The 15,093-nt window shown below is 58.6% G+C and carries 16 protein-coding genes and 1 pseudogene; 14 read left to right on the forward strand and 3 right to left on the reverse strand.

Annotated features, from left to right (window positions below; genetic code table 11):
• Positions 1-10: 10 nt before the first annotated feature.
• The 10 genes from rseA to acpS all read left to right on the forward strand — a co-directional run bounded on the left by rseA (position 11) and on the right by acpS (position 8,756).
• Positions 11-661 carry an anti-sigma-E factor RseA gene (rseA, locus tag CSK29544_RS09435; RefSeq protein WP_004387374.1) on the forward strand — a complete coding sequence of 217 codons (651 nt, stop codon included), beginning with the start codon at positions 11-13 and terminating at the stop codon, positions 659-661.
• Positions 661-1,614: a sigma-E factor regulatory protein RseB gene (rseB, locus tag CSK29544_RS09440; protein ID WP_004387375.1), complete on the forward strand. Its 954-nt coding sequence runs from the start codon at positions 661-663 to the stop codon at positions 1,612-1,614. Before rseA ends, rseB begins: the two co-directional genes overlap by 1 nt.
• Entirely contained in the window at positions 1,611-2,090 is a 480-nt protein-coding gene (rseC, locus tag CSK29544_RS09445; RefSeq protein WP_007897214.1) for a SoxR-reducing system protein RseC, read from the forward strand. The genes rseB and rseC overlap by 4 nt, the downstream gene beginning before the upstream one ends.
• 199 nt (positions 2,091-2,289) lie before the next feature.
• On the forward strand, positions 2,290-4,089 hold the full coding sequence (lepA, locus tag CSK29544_RS09450) for a translation elongation factor 4 (RefSeq protein ID WP_004387377.1): 1,800 nt from the start codon (positions 2,290-2,292) through the stop codon (positions 4,087-4,089).
• Positions 4,090-4,103: 14 nt separating this feature from the next.
• Entirely contained in the window at positions 4,104-5,069 is a 966-nt protein-coding gene (gene lepB, locus CSK29544_RS09455) for a signal peptidase I (protein WP_007897217.1), read from the forward strand.
• A 171-nt stretch (positions 5,070-5,240) separates the two neighbouring features.
• Positions 5,241-5,921 (forward strand): ribonuclease III, encoded by a 681-nt coding sequence (gene rnc, locus CSK29544_RS09460; RefSeq protein ID WP_004387379.1) that lies wholly within the window; start codon positions 5,241-5,243, stop codon positions 5,919-5,921.
• Positions 5,918-6,823: a GTPase Era gene (gene era, locus CSK29544_RS09465; protein WP_004387381.1), complete on the forward strand. Its 906-nt coding sequence runs from the start codon at positions 5,918-5,920 to the stop codon at positions 6,821-6,823. The genes rnc and era overlap by 4 nt, the downstream gene beginning before the upstream one ends.
• Before the next feature lie 9 nt (positions 6,824-6,832).
• Positions 6,833-7,570, forward strand: a complete 738-nt coding sequence (recO, locus tag CSK29544_RS09470) for a DNA repair protein RecO (protein WP_004387382.1) — start codon at positions 6,833-6,835, stop codon at positions 7,568-7,570.
• A 74-nt stretch (positions 7,571-7,644) separates the two neighbouring features.
• Positions 7,645-8,376, forward strand: coding sequence for a pyridoxine 5'-phosphate synthase (gene pdxJ, locus CSK29544_RS09475; RefSeq protein WP_004387383.1), 732 nt, complete (start codon positions 7,645-7,647; stop codon positions 8,374-8,376).
• Complete coding sequence (gene acpS, locus CSK29544_RS09480) at positions 8,376-8,756, forward strand: holo-ACP synthase (protein WP_004387384.1); 381 nt, start codon at positions 8,376-8,378, stop codon at positions 8,754-8,756. Before pdxJ ends, acpS begins: the two co-directional genes overlap by 1 nt.
• On the opposite strand, the gene CSK29544_RS09485 is transcribed toward acpS, so the two are convergent.
• Positions 8,753-9,013: a YfhL family 4Fe-4S dicluster ferredoxin gene (locus tag CSK29544_RS09485; RefSeq protein ID WP_004387385.1), complete on the reverse strand. Its 261-nt coding sequence runs from the start codon at positions 9,011-9,013 to the stop codon at positions 8,753-8,755. The two genes, acpS and CSK29544_RS09485, sit on opposite strands and share 4 nt — an antisense overlap.
• A 56-nt stretch (positions 9,014-9,069) precedes the next feature.
• Positions 9,070-9,918: a MurR/RpiR family transcriptional regulator gene (locus CSK29544_RS09490; protein WP_004387386.1), complete on the reverse strand. Its 849-nt coding sequence runs from the start codon at positions 9,916-9,918 to the stop codon at positions 9,070-9,072.
• A 121-nt stretch (positions 9,919-10,039) separates the two neighbouring features.
• Here CSK29544_RS09490 and murQ point away from each other — a divergent pair, with 121 nt between their 5' ends.
• From murQ to tadA, 4 genes and pseudogenes are all read left to right on the forward strand, one after another.
• Complete coding sequence (gene murQ / locus CSK29544_RS09495) at positions 10,040-10,933, forward strand: N-acetylmuramic acid 6-phosphate etherase (protein WP_007897222.1); 894 nt, start codon at positions 10,040-10,042, stop codon at positions 10,931-10,933.
• A 13-nt stretch (positions 10,934-10,946) separates the two neighbouring features.
• Positions 10,947-12,314, forward strand: coding sequence for a PTS transporter subunit EIIC (locus CSK29544_RS09500; RefSeq protein WP_007897223.1), 1,368 nt, complete (start codon positions 10,947-10,949; stop codon positions 12,312-12,314).
• 3 nt (positions 12,315-12,317) lie between these two features.
• Positions 12,318-12,953, forward strand: a complete 636-nt coding sequence (gene yfhb / locus CSK29544_RS09505) for a phosphatidylglycerophosphatase C (RefSeq protein WP_007897224.1) — start codon at positions 12,318-12,320, stop codon at positions 12,951-12,953.
• Between the two features lie 98 nt (positions 12,954-13,051).
• A pseudogene (gene tadA, locus CSK29544_RS22685) lies at positions 13,052-13,453 on the forward strand (tRNA adenosine(34) deaminase TadA); the annotation flags it as partial.
• Here tadA and mltF read toward each other — a convergent pair.
• Positions 13,413-14,972 carry a membrane-bound lytic murein transglycosylase MltF gene (gene mltF / locus CSK29544_RS09510; RefSeq protein WP_007897225.1) on the reverse strand — a complete coding sequence of 520 codons (1,560 nt, stop codon included), beginning with the start codon at positions 14,970-14,972 and terminating at the stop codon, positions 13,413-13,415. The pseudogene tadA and the gene mltF sit on opposite strands and share 41 nt — an antisense overlap.
• Positions 14,973-15,093 lie beyond the last annotated feature (121 nt).

Genomic DNA, 15,093 nt, shown 5'->3' on the forward strand with positions numbered 1-15,093 from the left:
GGTATTAAGCATGCAGAAAGAAAAACTTTCCGCTTTAATGGATGGGGAAGCACTGGACAGCGAATTGTTGAGCGCGGTCGAAAACGACAAAGCGTTACAGCAAACCTGGGAAAGCTATCACCTCATTCGCGATACCCTGCGCGGCGATACCGGCGAAACGCTTCATTTTGATATCTCCGCACGTGTCATGGCGGCGATTGAAAATGAGCCCGCCCGACAGGCTGCGCCGCTCATCCCTGAATCACAGCCTGCGCCACAGCAGTGGAGCAAAATGCCGTTCTGGCAGAAAGTGCGGCCCTGGGCGAGCCAGCTCACGCAAGTCGGTATGGCCGCATGCGTTTCGCTGGCGGTGATTGTCGGCGTTCAGCACTATAATGCGCAGCCTGATGCGAGCGCACAGCCGGAAGCGCCGGTGTTCAATACGCTGCCGATGATGGGTAAAGCCAGCCCGGTTAGCCTTGGCGTGCCGACAGCGGATAATAACGCCGCAGGCGGTCAGCCGCAGGTGCAGGAACAGCGTCGTCGCATCAACGCGATGTTGCAGGATTACGAACTGCAACGCCGCCTGCATGCCGAGCAGCTCCAGCTGGAGCAGTCGCAGACGCAGCAGGCCGCCTTACAAGTGCCTGGTAACCAGACTTTAGGAACTCAATCGCAGTAATGAAGCAACTTTGGTGCGCCGTCTCTCTTTTGACGGGCAGCCTGTTCGTTTCCTTCAACGCCTCGGCAGATGCATCGTCCGAGGCGTTGTTGCAGCAAATGAACCTGGCGAGCCAGTCACTCAACTACGAGCTTTCATTTGTCAGCATCAACAAGCAGGGTGTGGAATCTTTACGCTATCGCCACGCCAGGCTCGACAATAAGCCCCTCGCGCAGTTATTGCAGCTGGACGGCCCGCGTCGCGAAGTCGTGCAGCGTGGTTCGGAAATCAGCTATTTCGAGCCAGGGCTTGAGCCGTTTACCCTGAACGGCGATTTCATCGTCGATTCGCTGCCGTCGCTGGTTTACACCGATTTCCGCCGCCTTGCGCCGTATTACGATTTTATCTCTGTCGGGCGCACCCGCATTGCCGACCGGCTTTGCGAAGTGATCCGCGTGGTGGCGCGCGATGGTACCCGTTATGGTTATATCGCATGGGTAGACAGCGAAACGCGTCTGCCAATGCGTGTCGATTTGCTGGATCGCGATGGCGAAACGCTGGAGCAGTTCCGCGTCGTCTCCTTTACGGTGAACGATAAGCCCGGCACGATGATGCAGAATCTGGCGAAGGCCTCGTTGCCGCCGCTGCTCTCGGTACCATCGGGCGATAATGCAAAATTTGGCTGGTCAGCGTCGTGGCTGCCGCAGGGCTTTACTGAAATCTCCAGCAGCCGCCGGCCGCTGCCCGGTATCGATTCGCCGGTGGAGTCGCGGCTCTATTCTGACGGGCTCTTTAGCTTCTCGATTAACGTCAGCCGCGCCAGCGCTAACAGCAGCGAACAGATGCTGCGCACTGGCAGGCGCACCGTCAGCACCGAAGTGCGCAATAATGCTGAAATCACAGTGGTAGGCGAGCTGCCGCCGCCGACGGCGAAGCGCATCGCGAGTAGTATTACCTTCAGGGCATCTCAATGATTAAAGAGTGGGCCACGGTCGTGTCGTGGCAAGACGGCGAAGCCGTACTCAGTTGCGACGTTAAAGCCTCCTGCAGCAGCTGCGCGTCTCGCGCTGGTTGCGGCACGCGCGTGCTGAATAAGCTGGGGCCGCAGAATACGCACTATATCAACGTACCGAGCGAGCAGCCGCTGGTAGCCGGACAGAAAGTGGAGCTGGGCATCGCCGAAGGCAGTCTGCTGGGCTCCGCGATGCTGGTCTATCTCTCTCCGCTGGTGGGGCTGTTTGTCATGGCCGGTGTTTTCCAGGCGCTGTTTGGCTCTGACCTTGCCGCGATGTGCGGTGCGGCGCTGGGCGGCGTGGGCGGTTTTCTGCTGGCACGCGGTTTGTCGCCGAAATTCGCCTCCCGTGAAAGCTGGCAGCCGGTCATTCTCAGCGTCGGGCTTCCGCCCGATGCGTTGCGCGTTGAAACCACCCCTTCTTCTGACAGCCGGTAATCGCCGGCTGTTGGTTTTACGCCTCCTTTCCCGATGATTTTCATTCGCCGTCTATGCTTACCTGAGACGCAGTTTCCCCGCTTTCTGGTTGTAGTGTAGAATGCAGCGTTTCAGGCATAAGACAGCCAGAGACATCATGCTCAGTACCGCGCGTTGCGCCGAGCCTCTCAGGATTTATAAGGCATAAAAATCTCGCTATATGAAGAACATACGCAACTTTTCGATCATCGCTCACATCGACCACGGTAAATCGACGCTGTCTGACCGTATTATTCAAATTTGCGGCGGCCTTTCCGATCGCGAAATGGAAGCGCAGGTGCTGGACTCCATGGATCTGGAGCGCGAGCGCGGCATTACCATTAAAGCCCAGAGCGTGACGCTGGATTACAAAGCCTCCGACGGCGAAACCTACCAGCTTAACTTTATCGACACCCCCGGCCACGTGGACTTCTCCTATGAAGTTTCCCGCTCTCTCGCCGCGTGCGAAGGCGCGCTGCTGGTGGTAGACGCAGGCCAGGGCGTGGAAGCGCAAACGCTCGCCAACTGCTATACCGCGATCGAAATGGATCTCGAAGTGGTGCCGGTACTGAACAAAATTGACCTGCCTGCCGCCGATCCTGAGCGCGTGGCGGAAGAGATCGAAGATATCGTCGGCATCGACGCTACCGACGCGGTGCGCTGTTCGGCGAAAACCGGCGTGGGCGTGCAGGATGTGCTGGAGCGTCTGGTGCGCGACATTCCGCCGCCGGAAGGCGACCCGGACGCGCCGTTACAGGCGCTGATTATCGACTCCTGGTTTGATAACTACCTGGGCGTCGTTTCACTTATTCGCGTTAAGAACGGCACCCTGCGCAAAGGCGACAAAGTGAAAGTCATGAGCACCGGCCAGACGTACAACGCTGACCGTCTCGGGATTTTCACGCCGAAGCAAATCGACCGCACCGAGCTGAAATGCGGCGAGGTGGGCTGGCTGGTGTGCGCGATTAAAGACATTCTCGGCGCGCCGGTGGGCGATACCCTGACGCTTGCCCGTAACCCGGCGGAAAAAGCGCTGCCTGGCTTTAAGAAAGTGAAGCCGCAGGTTTACGCGGGCCTCTTCCCGGTCAGCTCTGACGATTACGAGTCTTTCCGTGACGCGCTTGGCAAGCTAAGCCTGAACGACGCCTCGCTGTTCTACGAGCCGGAAAGCTCGACGGCGCTGGGCTTCGGCTTCCGCTGCGGCTTCCTCGGCCTGCTGCATATGGAAATCATCCAGGAGCGTCTGGAGCGCGAGTACGATCTCGACCTCATCACCACGGCACCGACTGTGGTGTATGAAGTGCAGATGACCAATAACGAAGTGGTCTATGTCGACAGCCCGTCCAAGCTGCCGCCGCTGAACAACATTCAGGAGCTGCGCGAGCCTATCGCCGAGTGTCACATGCTGCTGCCGCAGGAATATCTTGGCAACGTCATCACGCTGTGCGTTGAAAAACGCGGCGTGCAGACCAACATGGTGTATCACGGCAACCAAGTTGCGCTGACCTATGAAATTCCGATGGCGGAAGTGGTGCTCGATTTCTTCGATCGCCTGAAGTCCACCTCCCGCGGTTACGCGTCGCTGGATTACAACTTCAAGCGCTTCCAGGCCTCAAACATGGTGCGTGTCGACGTGCTGATCAACGGCGAGCGTGTCGATGCGCTGGCGCTGATCACCCATAACGATAACGCGCCGTACCGCGGCCGCGAGCTGGTGGAGAAGATGAAAGATCTGATCCCGCGCCAGCAGTTCGATATCGCCATTCAGGCGGCCATCGGCAACCACATTATTGCCCGCTCCACAGTGAAACAGCTGCGTAAAAACGTGCTGGCAAAATGCTACGGCGGCGACGTCAGCCGTAAGAAAAAGCTGTTGCAGAAACAGAAAGAGGGTAAAAAACGCATGAAGCAGGTCGGTAACGTCGAGCTGCCGCAGGAAGCGTTCCTCGCCATTCTGCACGTTGGGAAAGACGGTAAATAACCTAAGGAGTTGGCATGGCGAATATGTTTGCCCTGATCCTGGTCATCGCAACGCTGGTGACGGGCATCTTGTGGTGCGTGGATAAATTTATCTTCGCGCCGAAGCGTCGCGAGCGCGCGGCGCTTGCCGCCGCGGATGCGCAGGACGCGGGCGCGTCGAAGAAAGCAGGCCCGAAACCGGGCTGGCTGGAAACCGGCGCGTCGATATTTCCGGTTCTGGCGGTGGTTCTGGTGGTGCGCTCGTTTATTTATGAGCCGTTCCAGATCCCGTCTGGCTCCATGATGCCGACGCTGCTTATCGGCGATTTTATCCTCGTGGAGAAATTCGCCTACGGCATCAAAGATCCGATTTACCAGAAAACACTTATCGAAACCGGTCATCCGAAGCGCGGTGATATCGCCGTGTTTAAATATCCGGGCGATCCGCGCCTTGACTACATCAAGCGCGTGGTTGGTCTGCCGGGCGATAAAGTCAGCTACGATCCAGTCGCGAAAGAGGTGACCGTCCAGCCGAACTGCAGTTCAGGCCAGGCGTGCGCGAACGCGCTGCCTATCACCTATTCGAACGTCGAGCCGAGCGATTTCGTGCAGACGTTCGGTCGTCAGAGCGGCGGCGAGGCGAGCAGCGGTTTCTTCCAGGTACCGAAAAACGAAAGCAAAGACGGCGGCATCCGCCTGACCGAGCGTAAGGAAACCTTAGGCGACGTCACGCACCGTATTCTGACAGTGCCTATCGCGCAGGATCAGGTCGGTATTTACTACCGTCAGCAGGGCCAGCAGACCGGTACCTGGATTGTTCCGCCGGGCCACTACTTCATGATGGGCGACAACCGCGATAACAGCGCCGACAGCCGTTACTGGGGCTTCGTCCCGGAGGCGAATCTGGTGGGTAAAGCGACCGCTATCTGGATGAGTTTCGAGAAGCAGGAAGGTGAATGGCCGACAGGCGTGCGTCTGAATCGAATCGGCGGCATTCATTAACGAATTAAATCTGTTGGAACTAACGACATCCCCTGTCGTTGTGTATAGAATATTCCCCCGACGATTTCCGGCTGGCTCCCGCAAGGGAGCCACGGCACACGAAACAGCTTTGAACCCCATCAGCCCTGTTCCGTGTGCTGAATTTTTGACGCATTCATTAATTGGTATCGCATGAACCCCATCGTAATTAATCGGCTTCAGCGAAAGCTGGGCTACACTTTTCATCATCAGGATCTGTTGCAGCAGGCATTAACGCATCGCAGTGCCAGCAGCAAACATAATGAGCGTCTGGAGTTTCTGGGTGACTCCATTTTAAGTTTCGTGATTGCGAACGCGCTGTATCACCGTTTTCCACGTGTCGATGAAGGCGACATGAGCCGTATGCGCGCAACGCTTGTGCGCGGCAATACGCTCGCCGAAATCGCGCGTGAATTTGAGCTGGGCGAGTGCCTGCGTCTTGGGCCGGGCGAGCTGAAAAGCGGCGGTTTTCGTCGCGAATCGATTCTTGCCGATACCGTTGAAGCCTTAATTGGCGGCGTGTTCCTCGACAGCGATATCCAGACCGTTGAGCGCTTAATTCTCACCTGGTATCAAACGCGTCTGGATGAAATTAGTCCGGGCGATAAACAAAAAGATCCGAAAACGCGTCTGCAGGAATATCTGCAGGGGCGCCATCTGCCGCTGCCGTCTTACCTGGTGGTGCAGGTGCGTGGGGAAGCTCACGATCAGGAATTTACTATCCACTGCCAGGTAAGTGGCCTGAGCGAACCGGTGGTCGGCACGGGTTCCAGCCGCCGCAAAGCGGAGCAGGCAGCCGCTGAGCAGGCGCTGAAAAAACTGGAGCTGGAATGAGCGAAACCAAAACATACTGCGGATTTATCGCCATCGTTGGCCGCCCGAACGTCGGGAAATCAACGCTGCTGAACAAACTGCTCGGGCAGAAAATCTCAATTACTTCCCGTAAGGCGCAAACCACGCGCCACCGTATCGTAGGCATTCACACCGAAGGCGAGTATCAGGCGATTTACGTCGATACCCCCGGCCTGCATATGGAAGAGAAACGCGCCATTAACCGCCTGATGAACAAGGCGGCCAGCAGCTCTATCGGCGACGTCGAGCTGGTAATTTTTGTGGTCGAAGGCACCCGCTGGACGCCGGACGACGAAATGGTGCTGAACAAACTGCGCGAAGGCAAAGCGCCGGTTATTCTGGCTATCAACAAAGTCGACAACGTGCAGGACAAAGCGGAGCTGCTGCCGCATTTACAGTTCCTGGGAAGCCAGATGAATTTCCTCGATATCGTGCCGATCTCCGCGGAAACCGGTATGAATGTGGATACTATCGCGGCGATTGTGCGCAAGCATCTGCCAGAGGCGATTCACCACTTCCCGGAAGATTACATCACCGACCGCTCGCAGCGCTTTATGGCCTCTGAAATCATCCGTGAAAAACTGATGCGTTTCCTGGGCGCTGAGCTGCCGTATTCGGTGACGGTCGAAATCGAGCGTTTCGTGACCAACGAGCGCGGCGGTTACGACATCAACGGGCTGATCCTCGTTGAGCGCGAAGGGCAGAAGAAAATGGTGATTGGCAATAAAGGCGCCAAAATCAAAACCATCGGTATCGAAGCGCGTAAGGACATGCAGGACATGTTCGAAGCGCCGGTGCATCTGGAGCTGTGGGTCAAAGTGAAATCGGGCTGGGCCGACGATGAGCGCGCCCTGCGCAGTCTCGGTTACGTCGACGATCTCTAAGGCCGCCTGATGGAAGGCTGGCAGCGTGCCTTTGTGCTCCACGCGCGTCCGTGGAGCGAAACCAGCCTGATTATCGATCTGTTCAGCGAAGAATCCGGCCGCGTGCGCGTTGTCGCCAAAGGCGCGCGCCGCAAACGTTCTAATCTTAAAGGCGCGCTTCAGCCGTTTACCCCGCTGCTGGTGCGCTGGAGCGGGCGCGGCGACGTCAAAAACCTCACCAGCGCCGAAGCCGTTTCGCTCGCGCTTCCGCTTTCCGGCATCACGCTTTACAGCGGCCTGTACGTTAACGAACTGGTCGCGCGCGTGCTGGAGCCGGAAACCCGCTTTTCCGAACTTTTCTTTGATTATCTGCACTGTATTCAGGCGCTGGCGGGTGCCAGCGGATCGCCGGAGCCTGCGCTGCGTCGCTTTGAACTGGCGCTGCTCGGGCATCTCGGCTACGGCGTCGATTTTCTGCACTGCGCGGGCACCGGCGATGAAGTCGATGACGCCATGACGTACCGTTACCGCGAAGAGAAGGGCTTTATCGCAAGCCTGGTTATCGACAACACCTCCTTTACCGGCCGCCAGCTCAAAGCGCTCGCCACCCGCGAATTTCCCGATGTAGACACCCTGCGCGCCGCCAAGCGTTTCACGCGTATGGCGCTCAAACCGTATCTTGGCGGCAAACCGTTAAAGAGCCGCGAGCTGTTTCGCCAGTTTGTGCCTAAAAAACGTCCGCTTCCGCCGGAAGGCGAAACCGCCTGACCGCGCAACCATAGCCAGCCTTTCCCGACCAGGTGTAAACTGCCTGCACTTTTTGTCGATTTACGAGGATTGTCATGGCTGAATTGCTGTTAGGGGTTAACATCGACCACATCGCCACGCTGCGTAACGCCCGCGGCACGGCTTATCCGGACCCGGTACAGGCGGCGTTCATCGCCGAGCAGGCAGGTGCGGATGGCATCACCGTTCACCTGCGTGAAGATCGCCGTCATATCACCGATCGCGATGTGCGTATCCTGCGCCAGACACTCCACACCCGTATGAACCTTGAGATGGCCGTCACCGAAGAGATGCTGGCCATCGCCTGCGAGACAAAACCGCATTTCTGCTGCCTGGTGCCGGAAAAGCGTCAGGAAGTGACCACCGAAGGCGGGCTCGATGTCGCAGGCCAGCTCGATAAAATGCGCGACGCCTGCCAGCGTCTGGCGGCGGCGGGCATTCTGGTGTCGCTGTTTATCGACGCCGATAACGCGCAGATTGACGCAGCGGTCGCCGTCGGCGCGCCGTACATTGAAATCCACACCGGCTGCTATGCGGATGCCGAAGACGACGCCACCCGCGCGCGCGAGCTTGAGCGTATCGCGAAAGCCGCCACCTACGCCGCGAGCAAGGGCCTCAAAGTGAACGCCGGACACGGGCTGACGTATCACAACGTCCAGGCGATTGCCGCGCTGCCGGAAATGCATGAGCTGAATATCGGCCACGCGATTATCGGACGCGCCGTGATGAGCGGCCTGAAAGAGGCGGTGTCTGAGATGAAACGCCTGATGCTGGAAGCGCGTCGCTAATGGCGATTCTGGGGCTCGGTACCGATATCGTGGAGATTGACCGCATCGAGGCGGTCATCTCCCGCTCAGGCGACCGGCTGGCGAAGCGGGTGCTGAGCGCGAACGAATGGGCGCAGTATCAGGCGCACCAGCAGCCGGTGCGCTTTCTGGCAAAGCGCTTCGCGGTGAAAGAGGCGGCGGCGAAAGCCTTCGGCACCGGCATCCGCAACGGGCTGGCGTTTAATCAGTTTGAAGTGTTTAACGACGAGCTGGGAAAACCGAAGCTGCGGCTGTGGGATGAGGCTGAACGGCTGGCGGCGCGGATGGGCGTGACATCAGTGCACGTCACGCTTGCTGACGAGCGGCACTACGCCTGTGCCACGGTAATTATCGAAAGCTAGATCTTATCGGCATGATGGAGCAGCACGAATTTATCCCACAGCTGCTCTTCATTCTCTGCATGCGCCGGATCCTTAATAATCGTGTTGGGGATCGGGCACACTTTCTGACAGGTGGGCGTCTCGTAATGCCCCACGCATTCTGTGCAACGGCTGGTGTCAATCTGGTAGATGTTGTCTCCCATTGAGATAGCCTCGTTCGGGCACTCCGGCTCGCACATGTCACAGTTGATACATTTTTTAGTGATTAGCAGCGCCATCAGGAAAATCTCAGAAACAACACAAACAGGGCGGGCATTATACGCCCATTTGTTACTCAGACCAGTTTTTTTACCAGCGCCTCGCTGTGACGAATGCGCTCCGGCGCTTTCTCCAGATCCTGCTGCACCAGCGCCATAAACAGCAGATCCGCGAGCATCATCTGGGCGGAGGTGGAGGAGATAGCCGCGCTGCGCGTCGCCTGCTCTTCGGCAATCGTATAAAGGCACTGCGTCGCGCGCTGTTGCAGCGCGTTCGGCGTAAAACCGGTAATGGCGAGAATGCGAGCGCCCACGCGCAGCGCTTCGTCGGCGGCGAGATTGATTTCGCGCCGCTCGCCGGAGTAAGAAAGCGCCACCAGCAAATCTTCCGGCTCCATCGCCTGCACGGTGGCCAGCAGCGCATGCATGTCCTGTTCGGCGACGGCGTTAAGGCCAATTTTCATCAGCTTCCAGGAGAAGTTTTTCGCCACCAGCCCTGACGCGCCGATGCCGGTCAGCACGATGCGCCGCGCGTTGCGCAGCAGCCCGACGCTCGCCAGCAGTTTCTCTTCCGGGTTGATATCCAGCGACGCATGCATCGCCGCGACATTCTCTTTAATCAGCTTTTCACCGACCAGGCGCAGTGGGTCGTCGCCCAGGATCTCATTATGTACTGCCACCGAGTGAATATTACTCTGGCTCGCGAGCGCTTCGCTGATAGCGAGTTTCAGCGCCGGGAAGCCTTTATAACCGAGCTTCTGCGAAAACTTCACCACGCTAGACTGGCTGACGCCCGCTTCCGCCGCCAGCTGCTGCGAGCTTAAATGACGAGCGTAGTCAGGGAACTGAAGCAAAAAGTCGGCAAGTTTTCGGTCGCTTTGCGCCAGCGTCGGGTATCGCTGGCGGATAAGGATCAGGGTATTCATCAACGCCTCCGGCTGGATTAAGTGTGATCGGCTTTTCAATGCCGGGAAATTTACTCGCCACTTTGAATTTTATATTCCATTATAGCGTCATCATTATGAATTAAAAATTCAGAGGTGCAATATGAATCTTGGCTCGCTGGTCTCAGAAACCCGCAATCCCGATACGCTGGATCTCGACGCGCTCCCGACGCTTGAGATGCTGAGGCGTTTTAACGAAGAAGACAAGCGGGTAGCGTACGCCGTCAGTGAAACGCTGCCGGAGGTCGCGAAAGCGGTGGACGCGGCAGCCGCGGCGCTCACCAGCGGCGGGCGGCTCATCTATATGGGGGCCGGCACCAGCGGGCGTCTTGGCGTACTGGACGCCTCGGAATGCCCGCCAACGTTCGGCGTGCCGCATGGCGTGGTGGTCGGGCTTATCGCAGGCGGCCCCGGCGCGCTGCTGAAAGCCGTCGAAGGCGCGGAAGATAACGCGCAGCTTGGCGAAGACGATCTTAAAGCCATTGGGCTTAACGCGCGCGATATGGTGGTAGGGCTGGCAGCCTCCGGGCGCACGCCGTATGTCATCGGCGGCCTGAAGTACGCCCGCGCGCTGGGTTGCGCGACGGCGGCCATCTCCTGCAACCCCGGCTCGCCGATAGCTGAAGCGGCGGAAATCGCCATTTCGCCCGTGGTCGGCCCGGAGGCGCTCACTGGCTCCACGCGCCTGAAATCCGGTACGGCGCAGAAGTTCGTCCTTAATATGATTTCCACCGGCGCGATGGTGAAGTGCGGCAAGGTCTACCAGAACCTGATGGTGGATATGAAAGCGACCAATGTCAAACTGGTGGATCGCGCCTGCCGGATGGTGATGGAAGCGACGGGTGTGACGCGTGAAGAGGCCGAAGCGGTGCTCACGCAGACCGAGTACGAGGTGAAACCCGCCATTTTAATGGTGCTGACCGGGCTGGACGCGCAGGCCGCCCACGCGCGTCTCGTGGCGCATAACGGCTTTTTAAGAGCGGCGTTGCAGCCGTAAGGGGACGTAACGTATGGAAAAATCGGTGACGCTCGCCACGCAAATCCTCAACGGCGTGGGCGGTGAAGGCAACATTTTACGGCTGGAAAACTGCATGACGCGCGTGCGTCTGGAGCTGCGCGACGAGAGTCTGATGGATCTCCCGGCGCTGAAGGCGCTGCCAGGCATCAGCGGTTATGTGAAGCAGGGCGAACAGCATCAGCTGATTACCGGCCCCGGACGCGCCGCGCAAATCGTCGATGCGATGCGCGCGCAGATGCAGGGCGCGACGTCCACCGAACCGGCGATTGATGACGCCGCACGTACGAAAGCCCTGGCGAAAGCGCGCTATAAAGCGCCGATGAGCGATGCGCTGCGCCAGCTTGCGAACGTGTTTATTCCGCTGATCCCGGCGTTTATTGCTTCGGGGCTGATTACCGGGATTATTAATATCCTCAAACGCCCTGATATCGTCGGCGGCTTCGCCACCAGTTACCCCAATCTGCTGGGGTTACTCGGCATTTTCGGCAGCGCCGTGTTTGCCATCATGAACATTCTGGTCGGCGTTAACGCCGCGCGGGTGTTCGGCGGCTCGGTGGCGATGGGCGGCGTTATGGCGGGTATTCTCTCCAGCCCACAGCTGGCGCAGATCACGCTCTTCGGCGAGCAGTTACAGCCGGGACGCGGCGGCGTTATCGCCGTGCTGCTGGTGGTGATGCTGATGTGCTGGCTTGAGAAAAAGCTGCGTAATCTGCTGCCGGTGTCGGTCGAACTCATCCTCAACCCGCTGCTGACAACACTGATTACTGGCACCATCGCTATTGTGGCGCTGCAACCGCTCGGCGGCTGGATCTCAGAAACCATCGCGCATGGCGCGTCGCTCGCTATCGATAAAGGCGGGCTGCTGGTGGGCGCGGTGCTGGCGGGCACGTTTTTACCGCTGGTGCTGACGGGCCTGCATCAGGGGCTGGTGCCCATTCACGTCGAGCTGGTTCAGGCGCACGGCTATAACGCGCTCTTTCCCATCCTCGCGATGGCGGGCGTGGGGCAGATTGGCGCGTCGCTGGCGGTGCTGCTGAAAACCCGTAACGCCCGGCTGAAAAAGGTGATTAAAGGCGCGCTGCCGGTCGGTCTGCTCGGTATCGGCGAGCCGCTGATTTTCGGCGTGACGCTGCCGCTCGGCAAGCCGTTTATCGGCGCGTGTCTTGGCGGGGCGGCAGGCGGCGCGATTATCAGCTACTTTAAAGTGGCGACGGTCATCACTTTTGGCATCTCCGGGCTACCGCTGGCGCTTACCATCGTGACCGGAAAAGTGATGCTCTATCTGTTAGGCTATCTGGTAGCGGTGAGTGCCGGTTTTCTGTTTACGTGGTTCCTGGGCTTTAACGATCCAGAGGAGTAAGGTTTGGCCAATAACGAGCGTCGGGTGGTGTTTTTCGATCTGGATGGCACATTGCATCAACAGGATATGTTCGGCACTTTTATGCGCTATCTGCTGCGGCGTCAGCCGCTTAACCTGCTGCTGGTTATTCCTCTGCTGCCCGTTATCCTGGGCGGGCTGTTAATCAAAGGGCGCGCCGCTCGCTGGCCGATGAGCCTCTTGCTGTGGGGCTGTACCTTCGGCCACAGCGAGGTGCGTCTGAAAACGCTGGAAAAAGCTTTCGCCGACTGGTTTCGCACCCATGTCGTCACCTTTCCGGTGGTGCATGAGCGCCTGACCAGTTACCTCACCAGCACCGATGCCGACGTCTGGCTCATCACCGGCTCCCCGCAGACGCTGGTAGAACAGGTTTATTACGATACCCCGTGGCTGCCGCGCGTGAATGTCATCGCCAGTCAGATGGAGCGGCGCTTTGGCGGCTGGGTACTGACGCTGCGCTGCCTCGGCCATGAAAAAGTGGCGCAGCTGGAGCGCCAGATTGGCACGCCGCTGCGTCTTTACAGCGGCTACAGCGACAGCAAGCAAGATAACCCGCTGCTTTACTTCTGCCAGCACCGCTGGCGCGTCACTCCGCAGGGGCAGCTCCAGCAGCTCGAATAAGGCGCGTTTCGCAACCCATAAACGGTGTGTATAATGCCGCCCGCCTTATACTCCCGGAGAAGCTTGTGTCACAGACTGAACTCACCCATGAATACTGGATGCGCCATGCGCTGACGCTGGCGCAGCGCGCCTGGGACGAGGGAGAAGTGCCGGTAGGCGCGGTGCTGGTACACAACAATCAGGTTATCGGCGAAGGCTGGAACCGCCCGATTGGCCGCCACGATCCGACCGCACACGCCGAGATCATGGCGCTGCGCCAGGGCGGGCTGGTGCTGCAAAATTATCGTCTGCTGGATACCACGCTGTATGTCACGCTTGAGCCATGCGTCATGTGCGCAGGCGCGATGGTGCACGGGCGTATCGGCACGCTGGTGTTCGGCGCGCGTGATGCCAAAACCGGCGCGGTCGGGTCGCTGATGGACATCACCGGGCATCCCGGTATGAACCATCAGGTGCAGGTTATCGAGGGGATACTGGCGACAGAGTGTTCGGCAATGCTGAGTGCGTTTTTCCGCCAGCGCCGGCTTGAGAAAAAGGCCCTAAAGGAAGCGACGAAAAGGGCGACGGGAACAGACCCTGCGGCGTAATATTCGTCGGGTAACTCTGCACAAGCTTAGGCTGCGCTGCCGCGGCGGCCTGCTTTTCCTTCTCCAGCAGATAACCGACCAGGCTTATCTGATATTTACGGATATTTTCCACATAGGCGTAAGCCTCATGCCCGCGCGCGTAGCCATAGGTGAGCTTGCTGTAATAGGGGCGCTGGCTTAACAGCGGCAGCCGCTGTTTTACATCCGACCAGCTATCCGGGTTGCCTTTCTGTTTTGCTGTCAGCGCGCGGGCGTCCAGCATATGCGCGTAGCCCATGTTATACGCCGCCAGCGCAAACCAGATCCGCTCCTCTTCCGGTACGCTTTCCGGCACTTTGCTCATCATATCTTTCAGATAGCGCGCGCCGCCGCTGATGCTCTGCTCGGCATCAAGACGGTCAGTCAGGCCCAGGCTTTGCGCCGTATTGCGCGTCAGCATCATCAGACCGCGTACGCCGGTGGGCGAGGTGGCCTGGCTGTCCCAGTGGGATTCCTGATACGAGATGGCCGCCAGCAGTCGCCAGTCGATATCCGTCGCGTATTTCTCAAAGAGCGGCTGCAGCTCCGGCAGCACGCTGTCCACGGCGCGCAGGAAACTGCGGGTATCCACGTAATCGAAATCATTGCCGTGGCCCAGATACTTCTCTTCCAGGCGCGCCAGCGTACCGTCTTCGTTAATCTGATTGAAGAAATCGAGCAGCGCGGCTGAGAGCGAGTTATCGCTGCTGCGGCGGCTGAACCATGTCACCGGCTGCTCATCGCTGAGATCGAGCGCGACCGCAAGCTGCGGATGAACGCGCTGGAACAGGCCGATGGCGACCGAATCGGCGATGGTGTAATCCAGCGTGCCCTGAGCCACCTGCAGCATCAGCTCGTTGCTGCTGAGTTTCGGGTCGACGCGCCAGGTTAAACCCGGGTATTTGCTTGCTTTGAGTTGTTCCAGCTCGCTTTGCGCCACGTGGCCCGGCGCAATGGTCAGTTGCCCCTCTTTAATACTGGCGAGGCTTCGCGGACGCAGGCTGCCGACGCGGTAAACCATCTGCTGCGAGACGGAATAATAGATAGGGCCAGCCTGATAGTGTTGGCTGCGCGCTTCGTTATAGACCAGGCCTGCGGCGAGAAGATCGGCGTCGTTATTGTCGAGATCGTCAAAGAGCTGACTGATGTTCTGGCGCACGGTGATTTTAAGCTTCACGCCCAGATAGTCGGCGAAGGCCTGGCTTAGCTCGTAATCAAGCCCGGACATGGTGTCACCGGCGCGGTACATAGTCAGCGGCGTGGCGATGGTACTGACGCGCAAAACCCCCCGCGCCTGAATCGCGGCGATACGGTTATCGGCTTTGCCGGACCAGGGAATGGCCGGCCACAAGGCCACTGCCAGCAGCAGGGTAACGACGCCGATGAGCAGATAATTAAGCTTTAATTTTTTCAATTAGTTAATTCTCTGCGTTGCCTCGGGGCTCAGCGAACAATCGTTAGTAAACCGTTTCGTTTGAATGGCATGGAGCGGCATTTTGCGTAACAAAGCGCCACTTGGCAACTAATTAGAGGAA

It is taken from the genome of Cronobacter sakazakii, from assembly GCF_000982825.1.
Classification (GTDB): domain Bacteria; phylum Pseudomonadota; class Gammaproteobacteria; order Enterobacterales; family Enterobacteriaceae; genus Cronobacter; species Cronobacter sakazakii.

Coding starts and splice junctions, on each gene's coding strand:
- rseA (WP_004387374.1), top strand. CDS start 11: ATGCAGAAAGAAAAACTTTCCGCTTTAATGGATGGGGAAGCACTGGAC.
- rseB (WP_004387375.1), top strand. CDS start 661: ATGAAGCAACTTTGGTGCGCCGTCTCTCTTTTGACGGGCAGCCTGTTC.
- rseC (WP_007897214.1), top strand. CDS start 1,611: ATGATTAAAGAGTGGGCCACGGTCGTGTCGTGGCAAGACGGCGAAGCC.
- lepA (WP_004387377.1), top strand. CDS start 2,290: ATGAAGAACATACGCAACTTTTCGATCATCGCTCACATCGACCACGGT.
- lepB (WP_007897217.1), top strand. CDS start 4,104: ATGGCGAATATGTTTGCCCTGATCCTGGTCATCGCAACGCTGGTGACG.
- rnc (WP_004387379.1), top strand. CDS start 5,241: ATGAACCCCATCGTAATTAATCGGCTTCAGCGAAAGCTGGGCTACACT.
- era (WP_004387381.1), top strand. CDS start 5,918: ATGAGCGAAACCAAAACATACTGCGGATTTATCGCCATCGTTGGCCGC.
- recO (WP_004387382.1), top strand. CDS start 6,833: ATGGAAGGCTGGCAGCGTGCCTTTGTGCTCCACGCGCGTCCGTGGAGC.
- pdxJ (WP_004387383.1), top strand. CDS start 7,645: ATGGCTGAATTGCTGTTAGGGGTTAACATCGACCACATCGCCACGCTG.
- acpS (WP_004387384.1), top strand. CDS start 8,376: ATGGCGATTCTGGGGCTCGGTACCGATATCGTGGAGATTGACCGCATC.
- CSK29544_RS09485 (WP_004387385.1), bottom strand. CDS start 9,013: ATGGCGCTGCTAATCACTAAAAAATGTATCAACTGTGACATGTGCGAG.
- CSK29544_RS09490 (WP_004387386.1), bottom strand. CDS start 9,918: ATGAATACCCTGATCCTTATCCGCCAGCGATACCCGACGCTGGCGCAA.
- murQ (WP_007897222.1), top strand. CDS start 10,040: ATGAATCTTGGCTCGCTGGTCTCAGAAACCCGCAATCCCGATACGCTG.
- CSK29544_RS09500 (WP_007897223.1), top strand. CDS start 10,947: ATGGAAAAATCGGTGACGCTCGCCACGCAAATCCTCAACGGCGTGGGC.